The organism is Priestia sp. TRN 1309 (assembly GCF_050846875.1).
Taxonomy (GTDB): domain Bacteria; phylum Bacillota; class Bacilli; order Bacillales; family Bacillaceae_H; genus Priestia; species Priestia zanthoxyli.
This window is the reverse complement of record NZ_JBOZGM010000003.1, coordinates 702,230-726,745: the sequence shown is the minus strand read 5'-3', so window position 1 is coordinate 726,745 and position 24,516 is coordinate 702,230. Positions and strand designations below refer to the sequence as shown.

The window sequence follows — 24,516 nt, the reverse complement described above, 5'->3', positions numbered from 1 at the left end:
AAATAATAGACTTATTATTCTTAATAGTTAGAAAATTATAGCGGAATAAGAACATATAATGTAAAAAATGGTTTTTATTATATTTTGATTGTAAGTTTATTTGTGAAAATCACAAAAAACTATCGCATTTTTTGTGATTTTTGATAAAATGAACAAAGTGAAGTTTTTTTAATATTGTATTTTATAGATGTGATAGCGGTAAAAATGCAGGTGTGGAACTTGCAATATCAGATTTTTAGTACATACACTGCCTAGAATTATTTGTTTGGAAAATAAGTTAATTATCTGCTATTAAATGAAATGGACATGTTAGGAGAGAGAATTATGCAAGGGAACACGCAAGAAAAAGAATTAAGCCGTGGACTTGAGGAAAGACATATTAGCTTAATGTCTTTAGGCGCAGCTATCGGAGTTGGACTGTTTTTAGGTTCTGCATCCGCTATTCGGTTAGCAGGTCCTGGTATTCTTATCATGTATGGAATCAGTGGTCTTATTATGTTTTTTATTATGAGAGCGTTAGGTGAAATGGCAGTACAAAATCCAGTAGCCGGTTCTTTTAGTAAGTATGCTAACGATTATTTGGGACCACTCGCTGGTTATTTAACAGGCTGGAACTACTGGTTTATGTGGATTATTACATGTATGGCTGAAATTACAGCCGTTGGAGTATATATGGATTTTTGGTTCCCGGGTGTGCCTCAGTGGATATGGGCACTTGCAGCGCTTGTTATCATGACAGGCGTTAACTTTTTAGCTGTAAAAGCATATGGTGAACTAGAGTTTTGGTTTTCTCTTATTAAAGTAGTAACGATTATCCTTATGATTGTGCTTGGTCTAGGCATGATTATCTTTGGAATTGGAAATGGCGGCATTGCAACAGGAATCAGTAATTTATGGAATCACGGTGGCTTTTTCCCGAATGGTATGAAAGGTGTTCTTCTATCACTTCAAATGGTTATGTTTGCTTACCTCGGTATTGAAATGATTGGGGTAACAGCAGGAGAGGTGAAAAATCCGGAAAAGACATTAACAAAAGCAATTGATAATGTACTGTGGAGAATTTTGATTTTTTATATCGGAGCTTTGTTTGTTATTATGTCTATTTATCCTTGGCCAGAGATCGGAACACAAGGAAGCCCATTTGTTTTAACATTTGATAAAGCTGGAATTCCCGCTGCAGCAGGGATTATAAACTTTGTAGTGTTAACAGCGGCTTTATCTTCTTGTAACAGTGGGATTTTTAGTACAGGCCGTATGTTATTTAATTTAGCTCAGCACGGGGAAGCACCAAAACGCTATGCCAATTTAACAAAAGGCGGCGTGCCTGGTGCAGCAGTTATTGCTTCAGCTGTTGTACTGCTACTCGGAGTTGGCTTAAACTATGTTGTTCCTGATAAAGTGTTCACGTGGGTGACAAGTATCGCTACTATTGGAGCGATTTGGACATGGGGAATTATTTTACTTTCTCAAATTCGCTTCCGCAGAGGATTAAGCGATCAGCAGGTAAGTGATTTAAAATATAAGCTTCCGTTCTTCCCGTATACGTCGTATCTCGCTCTTGCTTTCTTAGCGGGGGTAGTAGTGGTGATGGGTTTCTCCTCTGATACAAGAATAGCCCTTATTGTAGGTCCGATATGGTTTATTTTGTTGGTTATTATTTACTATTCAAAAGGTTTTCATAAAAGATAAAAAATAAGGCTGAGACAAACCTATTTTTGTTGAAGGGAAATCCGAACGCGTTGAATTCTTGATTAAGAATCTAACGCGTTCGGATTTTTTTATTTGTAGGGTGAACGTAGGTTTACTGTATGTAGGGGCTTCTAGCTGTTGATTGGAGGACAAGGCGAAGACTTCTGCGGGAAAAGCGAGACAGGCTCACCGGCCGCCTGCGGAAAGCGAAGTCTTGCATGGAAATGAACAGCGGTGTCACAAGCGCAATCCACACGAGCTCATATATCCCGTCTGTTCATCTATAGATGAATGGAGTTATGTCTCAGCCGCATTTTTTTCCAAAAGAAAATGAAGGATTTATTATTTCACTTTTTGCTTTAGTGTGCTAATATATTATATTGTTAAACAAATGAAGAAATAAATAATTTCTATGTTTTAATAGATTAGCATCGAGCTTTCTATGTCAAAAGTTTAAGCTTTTAGAAGGCAAAAGGAGACACAGCAAATGAAAGACAAAAAATGGGGACTTTGGTTTTTAACAGCCTTTGTAGTTGGTAATATGGTAGGCGGCGGAGTATTTATGCTTCCTTCTAATTTAGCAAACGTATCAAGTCCAATTGGTTCAACACTTGCTTGGATTGCAACAGGTCTTGGCGTGTTCATGATTGCTCTTGTGTTCGGGAACTTAGTTATGAGAAAGCCTGAATTAAAAGGAGGGCCTCAAAGTTATGCAGCGAACCTTTTTTCATCGCCTAAAGCAGGTAAAGTAGCTGGGTATAGCATGGCTTGGGGTTATTGGGCAGCAAACTGGGCTGCAACAGCATCTGTCATCATATCGTTTGCGGGATATTTAACAACGTTCTTTCCAGTAATGGAGAGTAAGGATATTTTATTTTCAGTCGGAGATTTTCAATTAGAAGCTGGGAAATTTATTACGTTTTTAGTATGTTCTGTTGTATTATGGGGAATTCAAGCTATTTTGCAGCGAGATATCAATAGCGCCGGTAATATTAACTTTATCACAACGGCAGCTAAAATTATTGGATTCGGTTTATTTATTGTTGTGGCGCTATCGCTATTTAGCGCATCCAACCTCGTCAGTACAGAATTTGTTAATTCAAAGGGTATAAATGTAGGATTAGGAAGTCAGGTCAATGGAGCAGCCATTGCTACGCTGTGGGCATTTATCGGAATTGAATCAGCTGTACTGTTATCTAATCGTGCAAAATCACAAAGAGTAGTAAAGAAAGCAACGCTGCTTGGATTATTAATCTCAATGGTTATCTATGTGGGGATTACACTTCTAGCTATGGGGATTCTTTCGACAGCTCAGCTTCAGCAGTCTCAAAAGCCTTTGGTAGATACGTTAGAAATGGTTATTGGACATAGAGGTGCTTACGTAATGGCCATTTTAGCACTTATATCTTTATTAGGTTCTACTGTTGGATGGATTGTTGTTAGTGCAGAAGTTCCTTATCAAGCAGCAAAATCAGGGTTGTTTCCACAGTGGTTTGCTAAAACGAATCAGAACAATAGTCCAGCCCGCTCACTAACATTAACAAATGGCTTAACACAGTTGTTTTTGTTTGCGACTATTTCAGGCACAGTTTCGCAAGCCTATAATTTCGCTATCGTTGTAGCTACTCTTGCCTATTTAGTTCCTTATTTCGTGACGACAGTTTATCAATTAAAGCTTATTGTGACGGGTGAGACGTACGACACGATTAAAGGATCGCGAGTAAAAGACGGAATTATTGCTTCGTTAGCACTTATTTATTCGCTATGGGTGATTAAGACAGGGACAGCTGATTTAAAAACATTTTTCCTAGGTATTGGATTATTTGTAATCGGGCTTTTACTGTATCCTATCTTAATGAGACGAGGAAAAAGCACATCAGCTATTAAATAAATAAGAGATTATCTCAAAAGCTTTGCAGAAAAGTCATTTCTTCTGCAAGGCTTTTTTAGTGACTGAAAAGTTCGAGGAATTTGTGAAAGAAAAAAATAATAAAAAAATGAAACTAATCTACAGGTTTATTCGTAATAGTAGTGTGGTAAATAAATAATGAAGAAAATCGGTAATGAAAATAATGACAGTGAAGGAACGAACTAATGTACTAGTTCACTTTAAAAAGTATATCATTCCGATGAAGTTTATAGTATAATGCAAATAGATATTATTTTTTAAAAGTAATTATAAAGTAGTATCGATTTTCATTATCAGTCATTAAATATTTACACTCGTTGAAGTTTGTATAAAACAACATGATTTACAGTTCATGTTTTGAATGTTATGACCGATTATGATAGAAGGAGTGAAGGAGTAAATGGTTACATTATATACATCACCAAGTTGTACATCTTGTCGTAAAGCGAAAGCTTGGTTAGAGGAAAATGATATTGGATATACAGAGCGTAATATCTTTTCAGAGCCGTTATCAATCGATGAGATTAAAGAAATTTTACGTATGACAGAAGATGGAACAGATGAAATCATTTCAACACGTTCGAAAACTTTCCAAAAACTAGACGTTCAGGTAGACGCTATGCCTTTACAAGATTTGTATGAATTAATTCAGCAAAATCCTGGCTTATTGCGCCGTCCGATTATCATTGATGAAAAACGTCTACAAGTTGGTTATAATGAAGACGAGATCCGTCGTTTCTTACCACGTAAAGTGCGTACTTTCCAACTTCGCGAAGCTCAAAGACTTGTGAATGGTTAATTTTTATATTTGTCTGTTTAAGATTTAAATACGAAACCAACCAAGTAACGTTTGCTTGAAGTTGGTATATAAAAAATAAGCAGCAGGGAGCCAAATGGCCTCTGCTGCTTATTTTTTGTCGAAATAGCAGGGGAAATGAAGTATATATGTAATTAATAAAGAAAGAGAGTAATTAAACATATAAAAGTGGTGGTGAACGGATTGGAGCTTTTACAGCTAAAATATTTCCAAGTAGTTGCTAGACTAGAACATATCAGCAAAGCGGCTGAAGAGCTATACGTATCTCAGCCTGCGCTCAGCAAAACGATTTCACAGTTGGAAAAAGAGCTAGGCATTCGTTTGTTTGATCGAAACGGTAAATACATTAAATTAAATCGGTACGGTAAAGCGTTCTGTTCCAAAGTAGAACGTGCTTTAAAAACATTAGAAGACGCAAAGCATGAGCTAAAGGATATGTCGAACGATCCATGTGAAGAAATTCGTCTTGTTGTGTTAGCTAGTTCACATTTACTTCCAGAGCTATTAAGCAGGTTTCGTGAGCAATATCCTCAGGTGCGTTTTCGGCTAATGCAGCATTTGACTAATAGCTATTCACAGCCTGATTTTGATTTATGTATTTCAGCTTTTCCATTAACAACCCGTCAGATCGAACATACTCCTTTACTTCGTGAATCGATTTTGCTTGCAGTCCCTCTTGATCATCATTTAGCCAAGCAATCACGTGTAAAGTTAAATGAACTTAAAAATGAGAAATTCATTGTGCTAAAGAAAGGGAAAGAGCTAAGAAAAATAACGGATGCGATTTGTAAGGAACAGAATTTTGTACCTCAAATTACGTTTGAAAGCGATGATCCAGCAACAGTGAGAGGTTTGATTAGAGCAAAGCAAGGAATAGGTTTTATTCCTGAAGTGACGTGGGGAGGTTCTACAGGAAAGGATGTAAAACTGCTAAAAATTGAAGAAGAAACATTTGAACGTACAATCTTTTTAACTTGGAACAATGGAGGCTACGTGACGGATTTACAACAAATCTTCAGGCAGTTTGTGATTGATTATTTTAAACATTTACCCTCGGATATGCCTCATGAATACATATAAGAATCATGACTAAATGTCATGGTTTTTATTTCTTTTTCGAATAAATCTAAAATGAACAGTAGAGAAAAACTGCATTATGTCATTTTTGATATAAGTATATAACTAAAAATGCATAGGTTATTCAACTTTTTTCCTTTACACTATTTTTAAACCATAAAGTAAACGCTTTCAATGATAGGTTGGGGAGGAAGTAATATGATAATCTTCGGTGTAGCGCTGCTGTCTATTTGCATGTTAATAGGAGTAATTGTAGGGGACGCATTAGGAGGGCTGATGGGAGTAGAAGCCAACGTTGGGGGAGTAGGGGTATCCATGCTTCTTCTTGTACTAGCGGTGGATTATTTAAAGAAGAAAAATAAGCTCCAAGTAAAATCCGAAGAAGGCATTGCTTTTTGGGGAGGAATTTATATTCCTATCGTGGTAGCGATGTCTGCACAGCAAAATGTTGTAGCTGCTCTTGATGGAGGAGGCATGGCGATTCTTGCAGGGGTGGTAGTAGTCGTAGTAGGCTTTTTATCCATACCATTTATCAGCAGAATAGGAGAGAAAGCGAAGGTGAATGAACAAGAAATAGAGCTTTCTATTTTACCTAAGGAGCAGATAAAATGATGAATATGATTAAAGAAGGATTAGAAAATAACGGACTGATTACGGCATTTGCTATTATTGGGATTGTCATGTATATTGCTTATTTTTTATCAGATAAATTAACAAAAGGAAGAGTTCACGGATCTGCTATTGCTATTATGTTTGGGTTAATCCTTGCTTATATCGGTGGAATGAATACAGGAGGAGAAAAAGGGATTTCTGATATACAGTTATTTTCAGGAATTGGTTTAATGGGCGGGGGGATGCTGCGAGATTTTGCCATTATTGCTACTGCGTTCGGTGCCAATTTTAGCGAAGTCAAAAAAACGGGAATCAGCGGGATTACGGCTTTGTTTTTTGGGGTTTTCTATTCCTTTGTACTAGGTGTAATTATTGCTCTTTGTTTTGGGTATAGAGATCCCGTTGCTTTGACTACAATTGGAGGAGGAGCTGTGACCTATATTGTGGGACCGGTTTCTGGAACTGCGATTGGAGCCTCTTCTGATATTATCGCGTTAAGTATAGCTGTAGGATTAATTAAATCCATTTCAGTTATGATTTTGACACCGATATTTGCTAAGAAAATCAAATTAAACAACCCTCGTACAGCAATGATCTATGGAGGAGTTATGGGGACGACGAGCGGTGTAGCAGCTGGTTTAGCGGCGACAGATGTAAAACTTGTACCTTACGGAGCCATGACAGCTACATTTTATACAGGTCTTGGTTGCTTACTCGTACCATCTATTCTTTTTTTACTCACAGAGATTATTTTTTAAGTGTACAAAGTGTTTTATGAATAAAAGACTGCTGTGCTCATTAAACTAAAGAAAAGGCCATACTAAATAAAAATGTTTAGTATGGCCTTTTCTGTATCATTTAGTTGAACGAAAGCTATTAACAGCCATGCCGCTTATCAGCACAACAGCAATTGTTATAAACGGAATAAATGTTCCTAGAGATGTATGGTCTGCAAAGAATGAATGTAAGTTCTTTTCATGTCCAATCATATTTCCAGCAGTATAAGCTAAAATAGCTGCTCCGCCGTAAACAAGCAGGGGAAACCGTTCCATCAAATACAAAATGAGCTTGCTTCCCCAAACAATAATAGGGACGGATACGAGTAGTCCCGTGACAACCAAGATAATATTTCCATGAGCTGCGCCTGCCACAGCTATTACATTATCTAGTCCCATTACAATATCAGCAAATACAATCGTTCTCACAGCGGCGCCTAACGTCACACCTGCACGAATTGAAGATGCATCGTCACCTTCTGATGCAAGCAGCTTAAAGGCAATGATCACTAATAAAAAACCGCCGATGAGCTGCAAGTAAGGAATAGTTAGTAAATAAACAGCTAAAATAGTAAGTACAATGCGAACGATCACAGCTAAGCCAGTCCCTAAAAAAATAGCTTTATTTCGTTGATGTTCAGGTAAATTGCGGCTTGCTAAGGCAATAACAATAGCGTTGTCTCCACCTAATACAATATCGATACCGATAATAAGAAGAATGGAGGTTATTAATTCTAAATCCAATAGTCTTCCCTCCCAATATGTAAGGATAAGTAGCTCATATTGCTTTATCTGTGTTCATTTTTAACAAAAAGCGTTCATAGGGTAAAGAGATTATGTATATAACAAAGTAAGGTGTAAGGTGGCTATGAGTTGTCAGAGTATTTTTTATTTCCTTTCTTTCGCATTTTGTCATAAAATAGATATACAAGGTTCACTCAAATAGTGTATGCTTGTATATCCCAAGTTAGAATGCTTTACAAAGTGAGAAAGTACATGTAATATTGCTTTAACACGGGGGTAAAATAGTCCCTTCATCGTTTAGGGGTAATGTTCGAAATGGCCGGATTACCTTCACTGATTTTTCCGAAGGGAGAGATGATAATGGAAATCGAACGCATTAATGAAAACACAGTAAAATTCTTTGTCACTTACGTAGATATTGAAGAACGTGGATTTGATCGCAATGAAATTTGGTTTAGCCGTGAGCGCAGTGAAGAGCTATTCTGGGAGATGATGGACGAAATTCATCAAGAAGAAGAGTTTGTAGCAGAAGGTCCTCTTTGGATTCAAGTACATGCGCTTGAGAAGGGGCTAGAGGTTATCGTAACAAGAGCACAAGTTTCAAAAGACGGTCAAAAGTTCGAAGTACCTGTTGGTGAAAATGATAAAATCGATATCCCTGTAGATGGAAAAATTGAAGCGTTGCTTGATCATCAAGCGAATCAAAATAAAAAAGCTGATTTTGAAGAAGAAATTATAGAAGACGAAGGGCTACAGTTCGTCGCACGCTTTCAAGACTTAGAACATTTAATTTCCTTAAGTCACCATTTAGAGTTAGATGATATCATCAACAGCATGTACGTGTTTGAAGGGAAATATTATTTATACGTTGAGTTTACAGATGATGAAGACTTTGTAGCTGAAATTGATAACATTTTAAGTATCATTTTAGAATATGCAAATGAATCAAATGTAACAGTTCATCGTTTAATGGAATATGGAAAAGAATTAATCAGTGAAAATGCACTTGAACAAGTAAAACAGTATTTTCCTTTACGATAATAGCAGCCGATTTCATGTATATGAAATCGGTCTTTGTTTTGTCCTCTTTTTTGGAAAAGCTCTCCGCTCATGTCGAACAGTATAGGTAGAAAAAGCAGGCGGCTGGTTCCTACACGGGAAAGTGTAGTGTTAAAATACCAAGTTTGAGGATAATAACAGTATAGAAACCTGTTATGAATGATGAAAGATTGGTTTTAGGATAGGTGAAAACAAGTTGAAAAATAGATTACAGCTTTTAATTTTTGTTGTTGGTATTATTGCCTTGCTTTATTTTACAAAAGGGTATTGGGACGGTAAATTTATTGGCGTGCTAAGTATCTTAATTACGATTAGTGTTGTTTTCATCGGTCTTGTTATTTCATTAGAAAACCGTCATCCAACTCAAACGCTAACGTGGCTCGTAGTATTAGGCGGTTTTCCAGTAATAGGGTTCTTTTTTTATTTGTTATTTGGACGCAATACGCGAAAACGGCGTTTATTTGCTAAAAAAGCAAAGCTGGATGAACAGGTGCTTTTAAAGATGGAAAGAGATTCTGGTATATTAGAAAATCACTTTGAACAGTTGGGCACCAGTAGGAAGCAAATGCTGAAGCTAGCCGTGAGGCTTGGCAAGAGTCCCATTTCTTTTTCTTCAGATACGCGCGCATTGACGAATGGAAAAGAGACATTTCACGAAATTATGGAATCTTTAAAGCATGCAAGGCATCATATCCATTTAGAGTATTACATCGTACGACATGATCACTTAGGAGAACAAATTAAAGATATTTTAATTCAGAAAGTACAAGAAGGAGTTTATGTACGTTTCTTGTATGATGCCGTGGGCAGTTTTCAGCTTTCACCGCATTATATTCATGAGTTAAGAAACGCGGGCGTAGAAATGATTCCGTTTTTGCCGGTGAGACTTCCATTTCTCAATAATAAAATCAACTTCCGTAATCATCGTAAAATTGTAGTCATTGATGGAACAATTGGATTTGTAGGAGGTTTGAACATTGGTGATGAATATCTCGGAAAAAGTCGGCATTTTGGCTTTTGGAGAGATACTCATTTGATGGTGAAGGGTGAGGCAGTCCGTTCATTACAGCTTATTTTCTTGCAAGACTGGTATTATATGACAGGACAGACGATGCTTACTCAAACGTATCTATCGCCGGATTTAATTGACATTGATATGGAAAAGTGCGGCGGTGTTCAAATGATTGCCGGCGGACCAGACCGTGAGTGGGAAATTATTAAACACTTATTTTTTTCGATGATTACGTCTGCGAAAGAGTCCATTTGGATTGCTTCTCCTTACTTCATACCTGATGAAGATATTTTTACTTCTCTCAAAGTAGCTGCTTTAAGCGGTATAGATGTAAGGCTTCTTGTACCTCAGAAGCCCGATAAAAAAATTGTTTTTCATGCATCACGCTCTTATTTTCCTGAGCTGCTAGAAGCAGGTGTGAAAATTTACGAGTATAAAAAAGGATTTATGCACAGCAAGATTGTGATTGTTGATAGAGAAATTGCCTCTATTGGAACAGCTAACATGGATATGAGAAGCTTTCATCTGAATTTTGAAGTAAATGCTTTTTTATATCGCACAGCTAGTACCCAAAAGCTCGTATATGAATATATGCAAGATTTAGAAGAAACGAGTGAGCTTCACTTTAAAGACTTTGAAAAGCGGCCATTTATACAGCGGCTGTTTGAATCAACAGCTCGTTTGCTTTCACCGCTATTATAATCGCTGTAAACCACATTGCGTATGCTGCAATGTGGTTTTTTTCTGAAAGAAAAGGGTTTAGTAGAAAGATGTCGAATACAAGGGTATAGCTCGCTACTATAGGAAGGAGAAATGTACGATTGTTAGTTGCCCGAACAGAAGAAGGCCTCATTTCACTAGCTCAGCGCTTTTCGCTTGAACAGCTTAAGCTGTGGAAAAAAGAAAAGCAGTTCTACTGTCCCTCTTGTCAATCCCCTGTACAGTTAAAGGTAGGTACAAAAAAAATCCCTCATTTTGCTCACCTGAAAAAAACGTGCGTCGCTCAGCATGAAGGTGAAACAGATTATCATCTTGACGGAAAGCGAAAGCTGTTTCACTGGTTTAGTTCTCATCTTGAAGTCGAGTTAGAAAGTTACCTTCCTGACATTATGCAGCGTCCAGATCTTCTTATAGATACCCCTTCGCAAAAATATGCAATCGAATTTCAATGTGCGTCCTTATCTTCCTCAGTGCTAACCAAACGTTCTATTCATTATGAGAAAGGAAATTATATGCCTCTTTGGATTATGGGAGCAAAAAGAATGAAACGCTTATCCACTTATATGTATCAACTTTCTTTTCAAGAGTGGCAGTTTCTCACTCTTTCCGATTATACGCCCACACTTCTTTATTTTTCACCTTCTACTAATCAGCTGTTGAAACTTGAACATCTTATGCCTTTTTCATCTCAAATTTGTTATGCACAGCTTGTCGTGCTCTCTCCTCACGAGCATACCTTTCATGATCTTTTTTCTACACATACACAGCCTCAATTTTTCTCTTCATGGGTAAAGAAAAAGAAGGCATGGAGAACGCATTATATCCTCTATCCTAATCAGAAGCTTCAGCCTTTTTTACACGCTCTTTATGAAAACAATATTCCTCCTTCTCATATTCCAGCAGAAGCGGGCATGCCGCTGCCTTCTTTATACATGATTGAAACGTCTGCTACCATATGGCAAACGTGGCTGCTTCTTGATTTAATGCAGCAGAAGCAGGTAGGGGATTTAGTTACAGAAAAAGAGTTATGCAGGATATGGCTCTACAGAATTCATCAGAGGCATATTGTGTTTCGGTCTTTGCCGATGGCCCCTGTTGTTGTAGCACAGCCCTTGTTTGAGTATATAGAGGTATTATGCCGGTTAGGGATACTAACGTCTATAACTTCTGGGTTATACAAAATCAGAAGGCCTTATACGATTCCAAAGCAAACATCCGATGCTTTTTTAGAAGATGGACAGATGATGAAAAAGTGGTTAAATCAAGCAAAAGAAGTGACATAACCACTGAAAATCAGTACGCTTAAGAAAGAATCCTTTTTTCAAAAGCGTACTGACTTTTGATTAATTCTTTTAAAACAACATACAATAACCAAAGAAATAAAAAGGATTCGCCTTAGAAAAAGCGAACAGTTATAGACAGGTAGAAAAAGATGGAGGGATGACCATGAGTGAACAATCAAAAGTAAAAAAGTTACCAAGTAGAAGCGAGATAAAAGTAGAAGATACGTGGAAACTAGAAGATATTTTTGCTTCAGATGACGCATGGGAAAAAGAATTTGAAGAAGTAAAAGCTCTTATTCCAAAAATGGAAAAATTCAAAGGGAAACTTGGAGAGTCCGCTCAAACTTTATACGACGCTCTTCAAGAGCAAGACGAGCTCACAATGCGCGTTAGTAAACTTTATACATATGCTCATATGCGCTACGATCAAGATACCACTAATTCTTTTTATCAAGGGTTAAATGATCGCATCAAAACACTTTATACTCAAATTGCAAGTGCACTATCTTATGTAACACCAGAAATTTTGTCTATTGAAGAATCAAAAATTAAACAATACATGGCGGAACATAAAGAGCTAAAGTTATATGCTCATGCATTAGATGAAATTACTCGCGAGCGTCCGCACATTTTATCAGAAAGCGAAGAAGCGCTTCTCGCTCAGGCTTCTGAAGTATTAGGATCTTCAAGCAACACGTTTGGAATGTTAAACAACGCGGATTTAGAATTTCCTTCTATTAAAGACGAAAATGGAGAAGAAGTAGAAATTACGCACGGACGCTATATTCGTTTTTTAGAAAGCAGCGATCGCCGCGTACGAGAAGAAGCGTTTAAAGCGGTGTACGAAACGTACGGTAAATTTAAAAATACGTTTGCAAGTACATTAAGCGGCACGGTGAAGAAAGATAATTTTAGCGCCCGCGTTCGTCACTATAATTCAGCTCGTCACTCAGCTCTTAGCACAAATAATATCCCAGAAGAAGTATACGATAACTTAGTTAAAACAGTGAACGATAATTTGCATTTATTGCATCGATATATTGATTTACGTAAGAAAGTATTGGGAATTGAAGAGCTTCATATGTATGATCTCTATACGCCTTTAGTAAAAGACGTAAAAATGGAAGTAACGTATGAAGAAGCAAAAGATTATATTTTAAAAGGTCTGAAACCACTAGGTGAAGACTACCTTAATGTGTTAAAAGAAGGATTTGAAAATCGTTGGGTAGATGTTCATGAGAACAAAGGCAAGCGAAGCGGTGCTTATTCTTCAGGAACGTACGGCACCAATCCTTATATCTTAATGAACTGGCAGGATAATGTAAATAACTTGTTTACACTAGCCCATGAATTTGGCCATTCTGTACACAGTTATTACACAAGAAAAACGCAGCCATATCCTTATGGAGATTATTCAATCTTTGTGGCAGAAGTAGCTTCCACGTGTAATGAAGCGCTTCTAAACGATTATTTACTAAAAACGATTGATGATGAAAAGCAGCGTTTGTACTTGCTTAACCATTATTTAGAAGGGTTCCGCGGTACGGTATTCCGTCAAACGATGTTTGCTGAATTTGAGCACGATGTGCACGTGCGTGCTCAAAACGGAGAGCCGCTTACACCTGAATTATTAACAAAATTATATTATGACTTAAATAAAAAATATTTTGGAGACAACTTAGTAATTGACGAAGAGATTGGGTTAGAATGGGCTCGTATTCCGCATTTCTACTACAATTACTACGTTTATCAATATGCTACAGGATTCAGTGCAGCAGCGGCATTAAGCAAGCAAATCCTTGAAGAAGGAGATGCAGCTGTTGAGCGCTATGTAGGTTTCTTAAAGTCAGGAAGCTCTGATTATCCAATTGAAGTGTTGAAAAAAGCAGGAGTGGACATGACAACATCTCAGCCTATCGAAGAAGCGCTAGCCGTATTTGAAGAGAAATTAACGGAAATGGAACGTTTATTAAATCAATAAAATTAAAATGAAGCAGGAGCTGTATCCTGCTTCATTTTTTAAATCCCCGAAATTTGTTGTGATTGTTAAGCAATGTAAAAATAATAAGAATAGCTAAAAATAAGAGAGGGCCTGCGATAATGAGAGGAACAAGCTGCATAAGAGATAAAATATAGAATAAAAAAGAAAACAAAAGAATCACAACCCCTAAAGTAATTCCAGCAATTTTCATAGTTAACACCTCTATTAAAAGCATAATTGGTTGTACTATATGAGTGAATCTGGCTGTTTATGAAGTTTTTTTATAAAAAAGTGAATAAAATTGAAAAAAGGGGTTGCCAAAAGTCGACATAATTTGCTATAGTATTAATCGTGAAGTTTATCACAAAACAAACATATACCCCTTTGTTTGACCGTGAAAAATTTCTCCCATCCCCTTGTTGTCTTAAGACAAACGAAAAGACTTGGCGAAAGCCAAGTCTTTTTTGTGTAGTTGATGCTTAGGATAAGCATCAACATTTAATAATTAACAGCTCTTTTCAGTACTTCTCCAAAAGGTTCCATATTTGACAGGAACTCTTTCAACAATCTGCTGAAGCTGAAGTTTTTTCAATTCTTTTTCAGCCTCTTCTAATGATAAACCATACACAACTGCAACTTCTTTTGAAGCAACAAATTGAAAATAGCTTAAAAATGAACGAAGAGGCGGAAGACAAGCTGGATCTGGGTCAATTTCTAACATCTCTTTAATGATGTGTACATATGTTTCGTACGAATAGTATCCTGATATCTTAATGCCTTCTTCTTCAACTTTTTCGTTAAAGAACACAAGAGTTGGAATCTCATCGACATCCATTTCCGATGTGATTTTTAAATCACATTGAAAAGCCTTCGCAGCGTAATCTGAATGCAAATCTTTTACAAATTCATTAACATCTAGCCCCACATGTTTTGCACATTGTATTAAGACAGATTCTTCTGTAACATTTTGTTTTTCTAAAAATACTACTTCTTGAAGTCTTCTCAAAAAGCGAATGCCCTGTTTCTTTCCTTGCAGCCCGGCCGCTTTAATTGCAATTGATGCAGCGTAAGGAGTATCGATGGGGTTTTCAAGCCACAGGTTGCCGTCACATGACATGCCGGAGCGGCTTCCAGTTTTCTCCCACGATTTTGCAATATGTTCAAATCTCTGCTGTGCTCCAATATTTAATTGCTGCAAGTTTCCGCCAAGCACATGCTTGAGGGATAACAGCTGACCATATTCTATTTGTAACTTCTTTAGAATAGGCTCGAGTGCCCAGCACTCTGGACAAAGAGGGTCAACAAATACATAGATTTCAAGCGGTTTTTTATTTGAACCTTGACAAAGCTGATGCAAGGATGGGTATTGGCTGTTTAGATTACTCAATGTGAAAATCCTTTCTCATCTGTCTGTTCCGGTGAATTAATCATGTGTTGGGCAGTTAAAATAAGACGATGATAAAGTTCATCTCTCTCAGGGCCTTCTAAATTAATTTCGTCCATTGCTTCATGCATACACGTCAGCCAGGCTTTGGCTCTTGACGGTGTAATTTCAAAAGGAAGATGCCTAGCTCTCAGCATAGGGTGACCATGCTCTTCAGTGTATAGCGAAGGCCCTCCTAAATATTGTGTCAGAAATTGCTTTTGCTTTCGTGCTGTTTCTGTTAAATCATCAGGAAAAATTGGCGCGAGCTCAGGATGTTGTCCAACGCGTGTATAAAAAGCATCAACAAGTTTTGAAATCGTATGTTCACCGCCTAATAATTCGTAAGGGGAGTGGATTTTTTCTCTCATGTTGATAACTCCTTTGTTATAAGAAATATACGTCTTAACTCTTTGGTGTTTTTTACTTTCCTTAATTTTAGCAGTGTCATTTCGTTAACTCAAACTATCCGCTTACTTCTTCTACTGGAAAAGAGATAAAGTGGAATTTTACATAAGAAAAGTCTATGATGCTGTGGCGAATCACTTAGTATGAGAAACAAAGGAATCCTTTCACAAACGTTTCCTTCTATTTATATAGTGTAACCTCGACAAACTACAGTCATTCCATGGTCGAGTCGCGAATGATTGGACTCTTTTACACGAGATAAGAAGACATAATTTTATTTACATATTTTTGCGTTTCTTGAAAAGGAGGTACTCCGCCGTATTTATCGACATTACCTGGTCCAGCATTGTAGGCTGCCAACGCTAATTTCACGTTTCCGTCGTATTTATCTAACATTTGTCGAAGATATTTGGCTCCTCCAAATACATTTTGCTTGGAGTCATACGGATCTTCTACACCAAGAGCTTTAGCGGTTGCTGGCATTAGCTGCATAAGCCCAGCCGCTCCGACAGAACTTTTGGCAGAGGGATTAAAATTTGACTCTTGTTTAATAACAGAACGAATAAGTTTAGGATCCAGCTGGTAGCGTGCAGCTGCTTCATTAATTATCGTTTGTACATCCTGAGAACTGGCCTTTGCCGTTTCGTTTTTTTGTGCAGATAAGGCAGCAGTTGAAGCGGCTGCCTTATCTGAAGAAGAAACAGATGGCTGGGATTGCGTTTGAACCGCTGTAGCTGGAAACATCTGCGCTGCCTGCAAGTAAAGGTTGGTACTCATTTGAGGCTCTTGATTGACGTAGTCTTGAAAAAGCTGAGCAAATACAGAGAGTAAAGTTGTACCAAGCATCACGTTAGCTGTTGGCAGCTGGTTGTTAACTGAAAATGGCTGAGTTCCAGGAAATTGAACGGAAGACATGTAATGGTTAATATTCATGCTCATGAATTTATTCTCCATCCATTAACGTATACTTTCGCTTGTAAAACCGTCGAATTTTGTTTTCCGTTGGTTTCTTTTTAATATCAAGCTCCATAAGCAATTGCTCAAAATATTTTGCCCCTTCATTGGCATCGGTTACTTCGTATTCGAGTTCATAGTCCTCAGCACCTAGATAAAAGCTATGATCGAGTACAAGTAACCCGTTCTTATATGGAATTTCTGCTCGACTTGTACGCAAAGTGCCAAAATAAGTTAGCGAATGGCTATCGACTTGTAAATCAGTAATAAGCTGTTGAATCGTTGACGGAATCTTGGCGCTGCCATCTAGCAATTCTTTAGCTTGTTCATTTGTTAATGCTTCATGTGTTTCTAAAAGGCCCTCTTGATGAGGCTGTTTTAGCGTGAGAACGAATTTATTTTTTTTGCTTCGAATTCGCAGGGCAGCTCCGCAGTCTTTCAATGAGAAAGCAGGTGTATCAAAATAGTGGTTTTCTTGAGAAATAAACTGATTTTCAGTTAATTGAAAATGTGAGCGGAGACGATCAAACTCTTCTTTCGTTACTATATTTTTAAATTCAATTTCAATTTCTTGTTTCAATGAAATCATCCTTTTAATTTAGGTCTTTTGGTAAGGCACTTTCCATCTTAATTTATCACACTTTTTGAGACAGTAAAACTACATTTCCTAACAGGAATATCCATATGGGGAACTTGGAAAATGAAGAAATACGGATTGTTTAGGTTTTACCTTTATTAAACGTTCCTGGAATGTGTTAAAATAGTAACGAATTGTATAGTTGGAAGGAGTTTATTTATGCACAATCGAATTGACATCACTACCTGTGTGATGAAATCAAATGAATTACATTTAAAAGCAGACCCTATTGAGACGGAAATTGAACAATTGGAAGATACAAAACAAATGCTTGTTGACTCAGATAACATGTCATTTGTATATGTTGTAGATATTAATGATCAATTTATGTATGTTGGCCTTAGTGATAATATTTGGGCGAATTTAAAGCACGTCTTACATAAAGATATGAAAGTATTTTTAGAAATTAATAAGGAAGTAATTGAGCTATCAGCCGTTAAAGAAGAGCTGTCTTATCTCATCAGTAACATCGAAGGAAATGTGAATTATGGAGACGAGATGGTAGCAAGAGTAGAGGAAGTTTTTTTAGATAAAGAAAATAAGTAACAGAGAGAAAAAAGGGGGGTGTTATTAATGATCAGGCATTGGGATTTATTTTTAGCACCGTATAAACAAGCCGTTGAAGAACTTAAGGTGAAATTAAAAGGAATTCGTTCACAGTATGATATGAAGTCTACGCATTCACCTATTGAATTCGTGACGGGACGAGTAAAGCCTATCGCCAGTATTTTGGATAAAGCGACTCGAAAAGGAATTTCTCTCGATCGCTTAGAGGAAGAGATGCAGGACATTGCAGGACTCCGTATGATGTGTCAATTTACGGACGATATTAAAGCGGTCGTAGAGCTCCTTCGTCAGCGCACAGACTTTGAATTGATTGAAGAAAGAGATTATATTCTTCATAAAAAAGAAAGCGGCTATCGTTCATATCATGTGGTCGTATGTTATCCTGTTCAGACAATTAAAGGTGAAAAGAAAATTTTAGTGGAAATTCAAATTCGTACACTGGCTATGAATTTTTGGGCTACAATTGAGCATTCTTTAAATTATAAGTACAGCGGGAAATTCCCTGAGAATATCAAAAAGCGACTTCAGCGTGCTTCTGAAGCGGCTACTCAGCTCGATGAAGAAATGTCTCAAATACGAGGTGAGATTCAAGAAGCCCAGGCTATTTTCTCACGAAAAAAAGAATCGGCGGAAGAATCTTAGGTATGACTCAGCAACAGCTTTGTACACTGGATGGATAGGGGGAGAGAATTAGGTGGAGAAAATAAAATTTGCTATTACATCAAAAGGCAACCAAATATCAAATACGCTTATGCAAAAAATGAAAACGTATTTATTAGATTTTCATTTAGAATATGATGAAAACCAGCCTGATATTGTAGTGTCAGTAGGGGGGGATGGAACGCTTCTCTACGCGTTTCACCGCTATCGAAACCGACTTGACAAGACGGCTTTTATTGGGGTTCATACCGGTCATTTAGGCTTTTACGCAGATTGGACACCTGATGAGATTGAGAAGCTGGTGATTGCTATTGCAAAGACACCCTATCAGACTGTAGAGTATCCACTGCTCGAAGTGATTATCCGCTATACGAACGGTGGACGCGAAGCTCGATATTTAGCTCTGAATGAATGTACGGTGAAAAGTGTAGAAGGCTCTTTAGTAATGGATGTGGAAATTAAAGGGCAGCGATTTGAGACATTCCGAGGAGACGGCCTTTGCGTATCCACTCCCTCGGGAAGTACAGCTTATAACAAATCCCTTGGAGGCGCGATTTTACATCCTTCGCTTCAAGCTATTCAAATTGCTGAAATGGCTTCTATTAACAATCGAGTGTTCCGTACGATAGGTTCTCCATTGGTTCTTCCTGGACATCATACAGCGCTGTTAAAGCCTGTTAACGACGCAGACTTTCAAATTACCATTGATCATTTAACTCTTTTACATAAAGATGTAAAGTCGATTCAATTTCGGGTAGCAAGCGAAAAAATTCGATTTGCTCGCTTTCGCGCGTTTCCTTTCTGGCAGCGTGTCAGAGACTCTTTTGTATGTGATGATTAAAGGCAGGGAAGAGAATGAAACAAGTTTTTACGTTGAGTTGGACCGTAGATCATTCTTTCGAGGGTGTAGCGGTTCGTGAATTTTTAAAAGAACATGATATTTCCAAAGCTTCGCTGACGGACATTAAGTTCAGAGGAGGAGCGATTGAAGTAAATGGAAAGCATGCAACGGTTCGATATATTCTGCAAAAAGGTGACGAAATCAAGGTAGCGTTTCCACCAGAAAAAGCAAGTGAAAGTCTTCTTCCTAAAGCTATACCTTTGGATATTGTATACGAAGATGAGTATATATTAGTTTTGAATAAGCAGCCAAACATGCCAAGTATACCTTCTCGAGAACATCTAACGTGGTCACTAAGTAATGCTGTGCTCTATTATTATGAGAAAAATAACATTAACTCGACTGTTCATCTTGTGAACAGGTTAGACCGAGACACATCTGGGCTGCTTATTGTCGCTAAGCATAGGCACGTTCATTACTTATTCTCTAAAGCACAAAAAGAGCATGAAATTAAACGCGTGTACCGAGCTTTTGTTCATGGTAAGCTTGTTGGCAAGGAAACGATAGAGGCACCGATTGGCCGAAAAGAGTCAAGTATCATCGAACGGGAAGTAAGAGAAGATGGGCAGTTTGCTATTACACACTATACGGCGCTTCGTCCGTATTCTTCTTTTACAGAAGTTGCTCTTTCGCTTGAGACGGGGAGAACTCACCAAATTCGTGTTCATATGGCTTATAAAGGATATCCACTGCTTGGAGATACCCTATACGGCGGAACGAATCATCTTATTTCTCGTCAAGCTCTCCACAGCTATGAGCTCACTTTTTTTCATCCTTTTTTACAAAAAACGTTGTCTTTTACAGCACCTTTGCCGCCAGATATGCAGAAACTTCAAATCGTAAGATAAAAGTCGCTTTTTAAATGAAAAGCGACTTTCTTTTTACACGAAGTGATTAAATTTTTCCTCTACATAAGGCATAGATGAAGGCACCGATATAATATTCCCTTCAGGATACTGAAACGCCGTTAAAGCCCCTCCAAAAACTGCGCCCGTATCAATATTAATGGTATTATGAATTTTTCTGGCTTTTACTACGGGTGTATGCCCATACACGATAAAAGGTTTTCCGTTATAATGTTGGGCCCAATCCCGTCGGACAGGCATACCGTTTAGATGTTTTTCACCCGTAATGTCTCCGTATAGCACAAAGGTTTTAACTTTTTTATCCGTTCTGCCGATGTATTCAGCTTTAAGGCCGGCGTGAGCAATAATTAATTGATTTTGATCAAGCTGCACATATAGAGGTGATTGCTCATAAAGCTCAATAAACTTTTTTTTAATGAATTTCTGTTCTCTTGAAGGCAAGGCTTCGTACTCAGCAACGGTCGTTTCTAACCCATGAGTAATTTGCACTTTGTTACCGCAAAAGAAGCGATATAGCTTATTACAGTGATTGCCTGGACAGTAGTAAGCTTGCTGATGCTTGATTACAAGTGACCATACGAGCTCAATCACTTTTAGTGAATGAGGTCCTCGGTCTGTTAAATCACCTACAAATCCAAGGCGCCGTCCGTCAGAGTGGACAGGAATCCCGTCTTGCCACTCATACCCAAGTTTTTCTGTTAACGCTTTTAATTCATCATAGCATCCATGGATATCGCCTATTATATCTACTTTCATCTTTTATCCACATCCTTAAAAGGTTTTTCCTTTGACGATATAAAATTACCCTTATATGGAGCAAACTATGTGTAGAACTTATATATTATTGGGAAAAGAGTAAAGAGCTATGAGTTGAAAAAAAACAAAATTCATCATAAAGTTAAATGAGTTTTGTGCGACAGGGAGGTTGAAGACATGACAGATTCAATTGAAAAAGAAGAAAAAGCATGGTTCGCCGAACATTTATTATCACTTCTAGAAAAAAATGAAATCGATGCATTTCGTGAAGAATTTTTACATATGCATACGTATGACCAAGCTCAATTTTTTGAAGAATTAGATGAGCCTTCTAGGTTTGCGCTGTACGAGATGTTATCTCCGGAAGAAATGGCGGATATCTTTGAAAATGTAGAGATACGAGAAGAAGATTATCAAGAAATTCTCTCAGAAATGCATCCCAATTTTGCAGCAGACATGCTGTCGGAAATGTCGGCGGATGATGCCGTTGACGTATTAAATGAATTGGATAAAGAACAAGTGGCGAGCTATTTAACGATTATGGATGAAGAAGCAGCCGATGAAATTAAAGAGCTGCTTCATTACGAGGAATATACCGCTGGAAGTATTATGACGACTGAGTTTGTGGCCATTCGTGAAAATCAAACCGTACATTCAGCTATGCACATTCTACGCAGGGAAGCTCCAGAAGCGGAAACGATTTATTATGTATTTGTTATTGATGAACAAAAGCATCTAGCAGGTGTTATTTCTCTTCGTGATTTAATTATAGCAGATGAAGATACGATGATAAGCGAAGTTATGAATGAACGAGTTGTATCCGTGTCAGTAGCAGAAGACCAAGAAGAAGTTGCGCGCATTATGCGCGATTACAACTTTCTTGCGCTTCCAGTTGTTGATTTTCAGCAGCATCTTCTAGGGATTATTACGGTTGATGACGTGATGGATGTTCTTGATGAAGAGGCATCGGATGACTATTCTAAATTAGCCGGTATTAGTGATGTAGATGATACGATTGACCACAATCCCTTAGTAGCGGCCAAAAAGAGGCTGCCTTGGCTGATCATTTTGCTGTTTTTAGGAATGATGACAGCGAGTTTAATTGGACGTTTTGAAGATACGTTGAATCAAGTAGCTATTTTAGCTGTATTTATACCTTTAATTGGCGGTATGGCTGGTAATACAGGAACACAGGCACTAGCCGTTGCGGTCCGCGGACTGGCGACGGGAGAAATCGAAGAAGAAAGCAAATTTAAGCTGTTAATCCGAGAAGCAGCTACCGGAATGATTACGGGCGCATCATGTGGACTTTTAGTTGTATTAATTGTTTATATTTGGCAGGGAGATCTGATTTTAGGCGCTTTGGTAGGCGTCTCTGTATTTTCAACATTGATTGTGGCTACACTAGCAGGAGCGTTTATCCCGCTTCTCATGCACAGATTCAAAATTGACCCTGCAGTCGCATCAGGACCATTTATTACAACGATCAATGATCTTATCAGTATTTTAATTTACTTCGGTCTAGCCACAACATTTATGAGTTATTTAAAATAATGAAGGGACTTTGGAATTCGACATGAGTAATCATGTCGGATTTTCATTATCAGTTCATATAGTTGACAGAGAACCTTCAAGCTTTTATGATTAACCTTTAATTTTGAATACTAACGTCTTCGTTTTATAAATAGCGAAGGTAAAAGGAGGGGAATCTAATGGAACAGCACGCGTCCTTTACATCACTTGTTATCGTCATTAGTTTGGCCTTTTTAACGCCTATACTGTTGCATCGGTTTAAACTCAACATTATACCTGTAGTCGTAGCTGAAATTATTATGGGATTAATTATAGGGAAAAGTGGTTTTGACCTTGTGGAGCAGGATATGTGGCTTGAAACACTTTCCACTTTAGGCTTTATCTTTTTGATGTTTTTAAGTGGTTTGGAAATTGATTTTTCTGCTTTTGCTGGAGGAAATTCAAAAGACAAAAAGGCATCAGGAGCGAAGGTGCCAAATGCTTTTTCCATTTCTATACTAGTGTTTGCAGCTATCTTTGCGGTTTCACTATTTTTGTCCTATGTTTTTGTATGGACCGGTTTTATTGATAATGCCTTTTTGATGACGCTTATTATTTCTACCATTTCACTAGGAGTAGTAGTGCCGACTTTAAAAGATGCACAGATTATGAAAAAGCCAATTGGACAAACCATTTTATTGATTGCGGTTATTGCGGACTTAGTCACGATGATTTTACTAGCCGTATTTGCTTCCGTCTATGATAAATCTGGAAATAGCAATACATGGTTGATTTTAATTTTATTTGGAGTAGGAGTGATTTTATACTTCATAGGGAAGCAGTTTAAAAACCGATCGTTTCTTGAGACAATGTCTAAAGGTACAATTCAAATCGACACGCGCGCCGTATTTGCACTCATTATCATTCTAGTGGGCCTTTCGGAGTCAATTGGTGTTGAAAACATTTTAGGCGCTTTTTTAGCGGGATCACTCGTTTCTCTTCTTGCGCCTAATAAAAACTTAGTTCATAAATTAGATTCGTTTGGCTACGGTTTTTTAATTCCTATCTTTTTTGTGATGGTAGGAGTGAAGCTTGACGTTTGGTCATTGTTCAGTGATAAAAAAGTGCTGATTTTAATGCCTTTATTATTCATTGCATTATTAATATCCAAGCTAGTTCCAGCGTTAATCTTAAGAAAATGGTATGATATGAAAACCGTTTTGGCATCGGGTTTTCTTTTAACATCGACTTTATCACTCGTTATTGCGGCAGCAACGGTTGGTGAAAATATTGGTGTGATTGATTCACAAATGTCCGGTGCGCTGATTTTGGTGGCGATTATTACATGTATTATTACACCTATTATCTTTAGAAAGCTGTTTCCAAAGCCAGAAATCAGTGATAGAAAGCTGAAGGTTAATATGCTTGGTGCAAATCAATTTACACTCCCGGTTATTCGAGAAATGGATCTTGATTTATATGATGTGACGATTTATCATCCTACTCAGGACAAAATTGAAAACCGTACGTCGGATTCCATTTTTAATATCGTCGACATCGATGGATATAGTAAGGAAACGTTAAGAAATATGGGGATTTTAGATGCGGATGTATTAGTTGTAACAACAGGGGAAGAAGAAAGAAATAGCGACATTGCTCTATTTGCAAAAGAGTATGGTACAGAACGGGTTATTGCCCGCGTAGAAAGTCCTGTCTTAGATGAAAAGATGAAAGAAAATAACATTGAAGTTTTTTCTGTGCTGTTATCTACAACGGCATTGCTAAAAGCTTTAATCGAATCGCCAAATATTTTAAATATCTTAACGAATCAAGAAACAGCACTTTATCAAATTAATATGCGTAACCCTAAATACGAGGGGGTAGAGCTTCGTAAGTTCCCGTTTACAGGAGATGTGATTTTTGTTCGAATCTTCAGAGGTAAAGATTCTATTGTACCTCATGGCGATACAGAGCTTGAATTTGATGATCGCTTGATTGTAACGGGGTCTCGTTCGTATGTGAATGAATTGCGTATGCTTCTTGAGTATAAAATTAGATAAAGGTATTTAGATGGATTTAGTTTTCTACCTGATTGAATGAGAGGAAGAGACTGAGACAAAAGTATTTTAGCTCAAGTGAAAAACGAACCACTG

23 protein-coding genes are annotated in these 24,516 nt (G+C 37.6%); 16 read left to right on the top strand and 7 right to left on the bottom strand.

All coding sequences use genetic code 11. The annotated features are described in order from the left end of the window. Positions 1 to 324 precede the first annotated feature (324 nt). The 6 genes from ACRPLQ_RS15820 (at position 325) to madM (ending at position 6,862) form a co-directional block, all read left to right on the top strand. The gene (locus ACRPLQ_RS15820; RefSeq protein ID WP_028412362.1) at positions 325 to 1,689 is read left to right on the top strand and encodes an amino acid permease; all 1,365 of its coding nucleotides are present in this window, start codon (positions 325 to 327) and stop codon (positions 1,687 to 1,689) included. A 487-nt stretch (positions 1,690 to 2,176) separates the two neighbouring features. Continuing rightward, positions 2,177 to 3,580: an amino acid permease gene (locus ACRPLQ_RS15815; protein WP_165635467.1), complete on the top strand. Its 1,404-nt coding sequence runs from the start codon at positions 2,177 to 2,179 to the stop codon at positions 3,578 to 3,580. Between the two features lie 418 nt (positions 3,581 to 3,998). Continuing rightward, a complete protein-coding gene (gene spxA / locus ACRPLQ_RS15810; protein WP_013055422.1) occupies positions 3,999 to 4,397 on the top strand; it encodes a transcriptional regulator SpxA in 399 nt (132 codons plus the stop codon). Positions 4,398 to 4,598: 201 nt separating this feature from the next. Then, entirely contained in the window at positions 4,599 to 5,495 is an 897-nt protein-coding gene (locus tag ACRPLQ_RS15805) for a LysR family transcriptional regulator (RefSeq protein WP_033578047.1), read from the top strand. A 195-nt stretch (positions 5,496 to 5,690) separates the two neighbouring features. Next, positions 5,691 to 6,104 (top strand): malonate transporter subunit MadL, encoded by a 414-nt coding sequence (gene madL, locus ACRPLQ_RS15800; RefSeq protein ID WP_033578048.1) that lies wholly within the window; start codon positions 5,691 to 5,693, stop codon positions 6,102 to 6,104. Then, positions 6,101 to 6,862, top strand: a complete 762-nt coding sequence (madM, locus tag ACRPLQ_RS15795) for a malonate transporter subunit MadM (protein ID WP_049162932.1) — start codon at positions 6,101 to 6,103, stop codon at positions 6,860 to 6,862. Before madL ends, madM begins: the two co-directional genes overlap by 4 nt. Before the next feature lie 96 nt (positions 6,863 to 6,958). Here the strand turns inward: madM and ACRPLQ_RS15790 are convergent, their stop codons facing one another. Continuing rightward, positions 6,959 to 7,624, bottom strand: coding sequence for a TerC family protein (locus ACRPLQ_RS15790; protein ID WP_165635468.1), 666 nt, complete (start codon positions 7,622 to 7,624; stop codon positions 6,959 to 6,961). Positions 7,625 to 7,984: 360 nt separating this feature from the next. On the opposite strand from ACRPLQ_RS15790, the gene mecA reads away from it, so the two are divergent. The 4 genes from mecA (at position 7,985) to pepF (ending at position 13,679) form a co-directional block, all read left to right on the top strand. Continuing rightward, positions 7,985 to 8,665: an adaptor protein MecA gene (gene mecA / locus ACRPLQ_RS15785; RefSeq protein WP_013055427.1), complete on the top strand. Its 681-nt coding sequence runs from the start codon at positions 7,985 to 7,987 to the stop codon at positions 8,663 to 8,665. Between the two features lie 214 nt (positions 8,666 to 8,879). Further along, positions 8,880 to 10,397 carry a cardiolipin synthase gene (gene cls, locus ACRPLQ_RS15780; protein ID WP_025749882.1) on the top strand — a complete coding sequence of 506 codons (1,518 nt, stop codon included), beginning with the start codon at positions 8,880 to 8,882 and terminating at the stop codon, positions 10,395 to 10,397. 119 nt (positions 10,398 to 10,516) lie between these two features. After that, complete coding sequence (locus tag ACRPLQ_RS15775; RefSeq protein WP_432236162.1) at positions 10,517 to 11,698, top strand: competence protein CoiA; 1,182 nt, start codon at positions 10,517 to 10,519, stop codon at positions 11,696 to 11,698. 163 nt (positions 11,699 to 11,861) lie between these two features. After that, complete coding sequence (pepF, locus tag ACRPLQ_RS15770) at positions 11,862 to 13,679, top strand: oligoendopeptidase F (RefSeq protein WP_034267646.1); 1,818 nt, start codon at positions 11,862 to 11,864, stop codon at positions 13,677 to 13,679. Between the two features lie 31 nt (positions 13,680 to 13,710). On the opposite strand, the gene ACRPLQ_RS15765 is transcribed toward pepF, so the two are convergent. The 5 genes from ACRPLQ_RS15765 to ACRPLQ_RS15745 all read right to left on the bottom strand — a co-directional run bounded on the left by ACRPLQ_RS15765 (position 13,711) and on the right by ACRPLQ_RS15745 (position 17,044). Then, complete coding sequence (locus ACRPLQ_RS15765; protein ID WP_014461572.1) at positions 13,711 to 13,890, bottom strand: hypothetical protein; 180 nt, start codon at positions 13,888 to 13,890, stop codon at positions 13,711 to 13,713. Between the two features lie 294 nt (positions 13,891 to 14,184). Then, a complete protein-coding gene (locus ACRPLQ_RS15760; RefSeq protein WP_432236168.1) occupies positions 14,185 to 15,036 on the bottom strand; it encodes a ClpXP adapter SpxH family protein in 852 nt (283 codons plus the stop codon). A 26-nt stretch (positions 15,037 to 15,062) separates the two neighbouring features. After that, positions 15,063 to 15,473, bottom strand: a complete 411-nt coding sequence (locus ACRPLQ_RS15755; protein ID WP_013055433.1) for a globin-like protein — start codon at positions 15,471 to 15,473, stop codon at positions 15,063 to 15,065. A gap of 286 nt (positions 15,474 to 15,759) precedes the next feature. After that, complete coding sequence (locus tag ACRPLQ_RS15750) at positions 15,760 to 16,449, bottom strand: lytic transglycosylase domain-containing protein (protein WP_049162940.1); 690 nt, start codon at positions 16,447 to 16,449, stop codon at positions 15,760 to 15,762. 4 nt (positions 16,450 to 16,453) lie between these two features. After that, positions 16,454 to 17,044, bottom strand: a complete 591-nt coding sequence (locus ACRPLQ_RS15745; RefSeq protein ID WP_033578053.1) for a CYTH domain-containing protein — start codon at positions 17,042 to 17,044, stop codon at positions 16,454 to 16,456. A gap of 216 nt (positions 17,045 to 17,260) precedes the next feature. On the opposite strand from ACRPLQ_RS15745, the gene ACRPLQ_RS15740 reads away from it, so the two are divergent. The 4 genes from ACRPLQ_RS15740 to ACRPLQ_RS15725 all read left to right on the top strand — a co-directional run bounded on the left by ACRPLQ_RS15740 (position 17,261) and on the right by ACRPLQ_RS15725 (position 20,077). Then, positions 17,261 to 17,647: a hypothetical protein gene (locus ACRPLQ_RS15740; protein ID WP_014461567.1), complete on the top strand. Its 387-nt coding sequence runs from the start codon at positions 17,261 to 17,263 to the stop codon at positions 17,645 to 17,647. 27 nt (positions 17,648 to 17,674) lie between these two features. Next, on the top strand, positions 17,675 to 18,310 hold the full coding sequence (locus ACRPLQ_RS15735) for a GTP pyrophosphokinase (protein ID WP_014461566.1): 636 nt from the start codon (positions 17,675 to 17,677) through the stop codon (positions 18,308 to 18,310). Between the two features lie 61 nt (positions 18,311 to 18,371). Continuing rightward, positions 18,372 to 19,169 carry an NAD kinase gene (locus ACRPLQ_RS15730; RefSeq protein WP_025749877.1) on the top strand — a complete coding sequence of 266 codons (798 nt, stop codon included), beginning with the start codon at positions 18,372 to 18,374 and terminating at the stop codon, positions 19,167 to 19,169. 14 nt (positions 19,170 to 19,183) lie between these two features. After that, on the top strand, positions 19,184 to 20,077 hold the full coding sequence (locus ACRPLQ_RS15725) for an RluA family pseudouridine synthase (protein WP_028412351.1): 894 nt from the start codon (positions 19,184 to 19,186) through the stop codon (positions 20,075 to 20,077). Positions 20,078 to 20,110: 33 nt separating this feature from the next. Here the strand turns inward: ACRPLQ_RS15725 and prpE are convergent, their stop codons facing one another. Next, positions 20,111 to 20,851, bottom strand: a complete 741-nt coding sequence (prpE, locus tag ACRPLQ_RS15720; protein WP_098625764.1) for a bis(5'-nucleosyl)-tetraphosphatase PrpE — start codon at positions 20,849 to 20,851, stop codon at positions 20,111 to 20,113. Positions 20,852 to 21,028: 177 nt separating this feature from the next. Between prpE and mgtE the strand changes: the two genes are divergently transcribed. Together mgtE and ACRPLQ_RS15710 are read left to right on the top strand one after the other, a co-directional pair. Continuing rightward, complete coding sequence (gene mgtE, locus ACRPLQ_RS15715) at positions 21,029 to 22,405, top strand: magnesium transporter (protein WP_014461563.1); 1,377 nt, start codon at positions 21,029 to 21,031, stop codon at positions 22,403 to 22,405. Positions 22,406 to 22,563: 158 nt separating this feature from the next. Further along, entirely contained in the window at positions 22,564 to 24,423 is a 1,860-nt protein-coding gene (locus tag ACRPLQ_RS15710) for a monovalent cation:proton antiporter family protein (protein ID WP_033578055.1), read from the top strand. Positions 24,424 to 24,516: the final 93 nt, after the last annotated feature.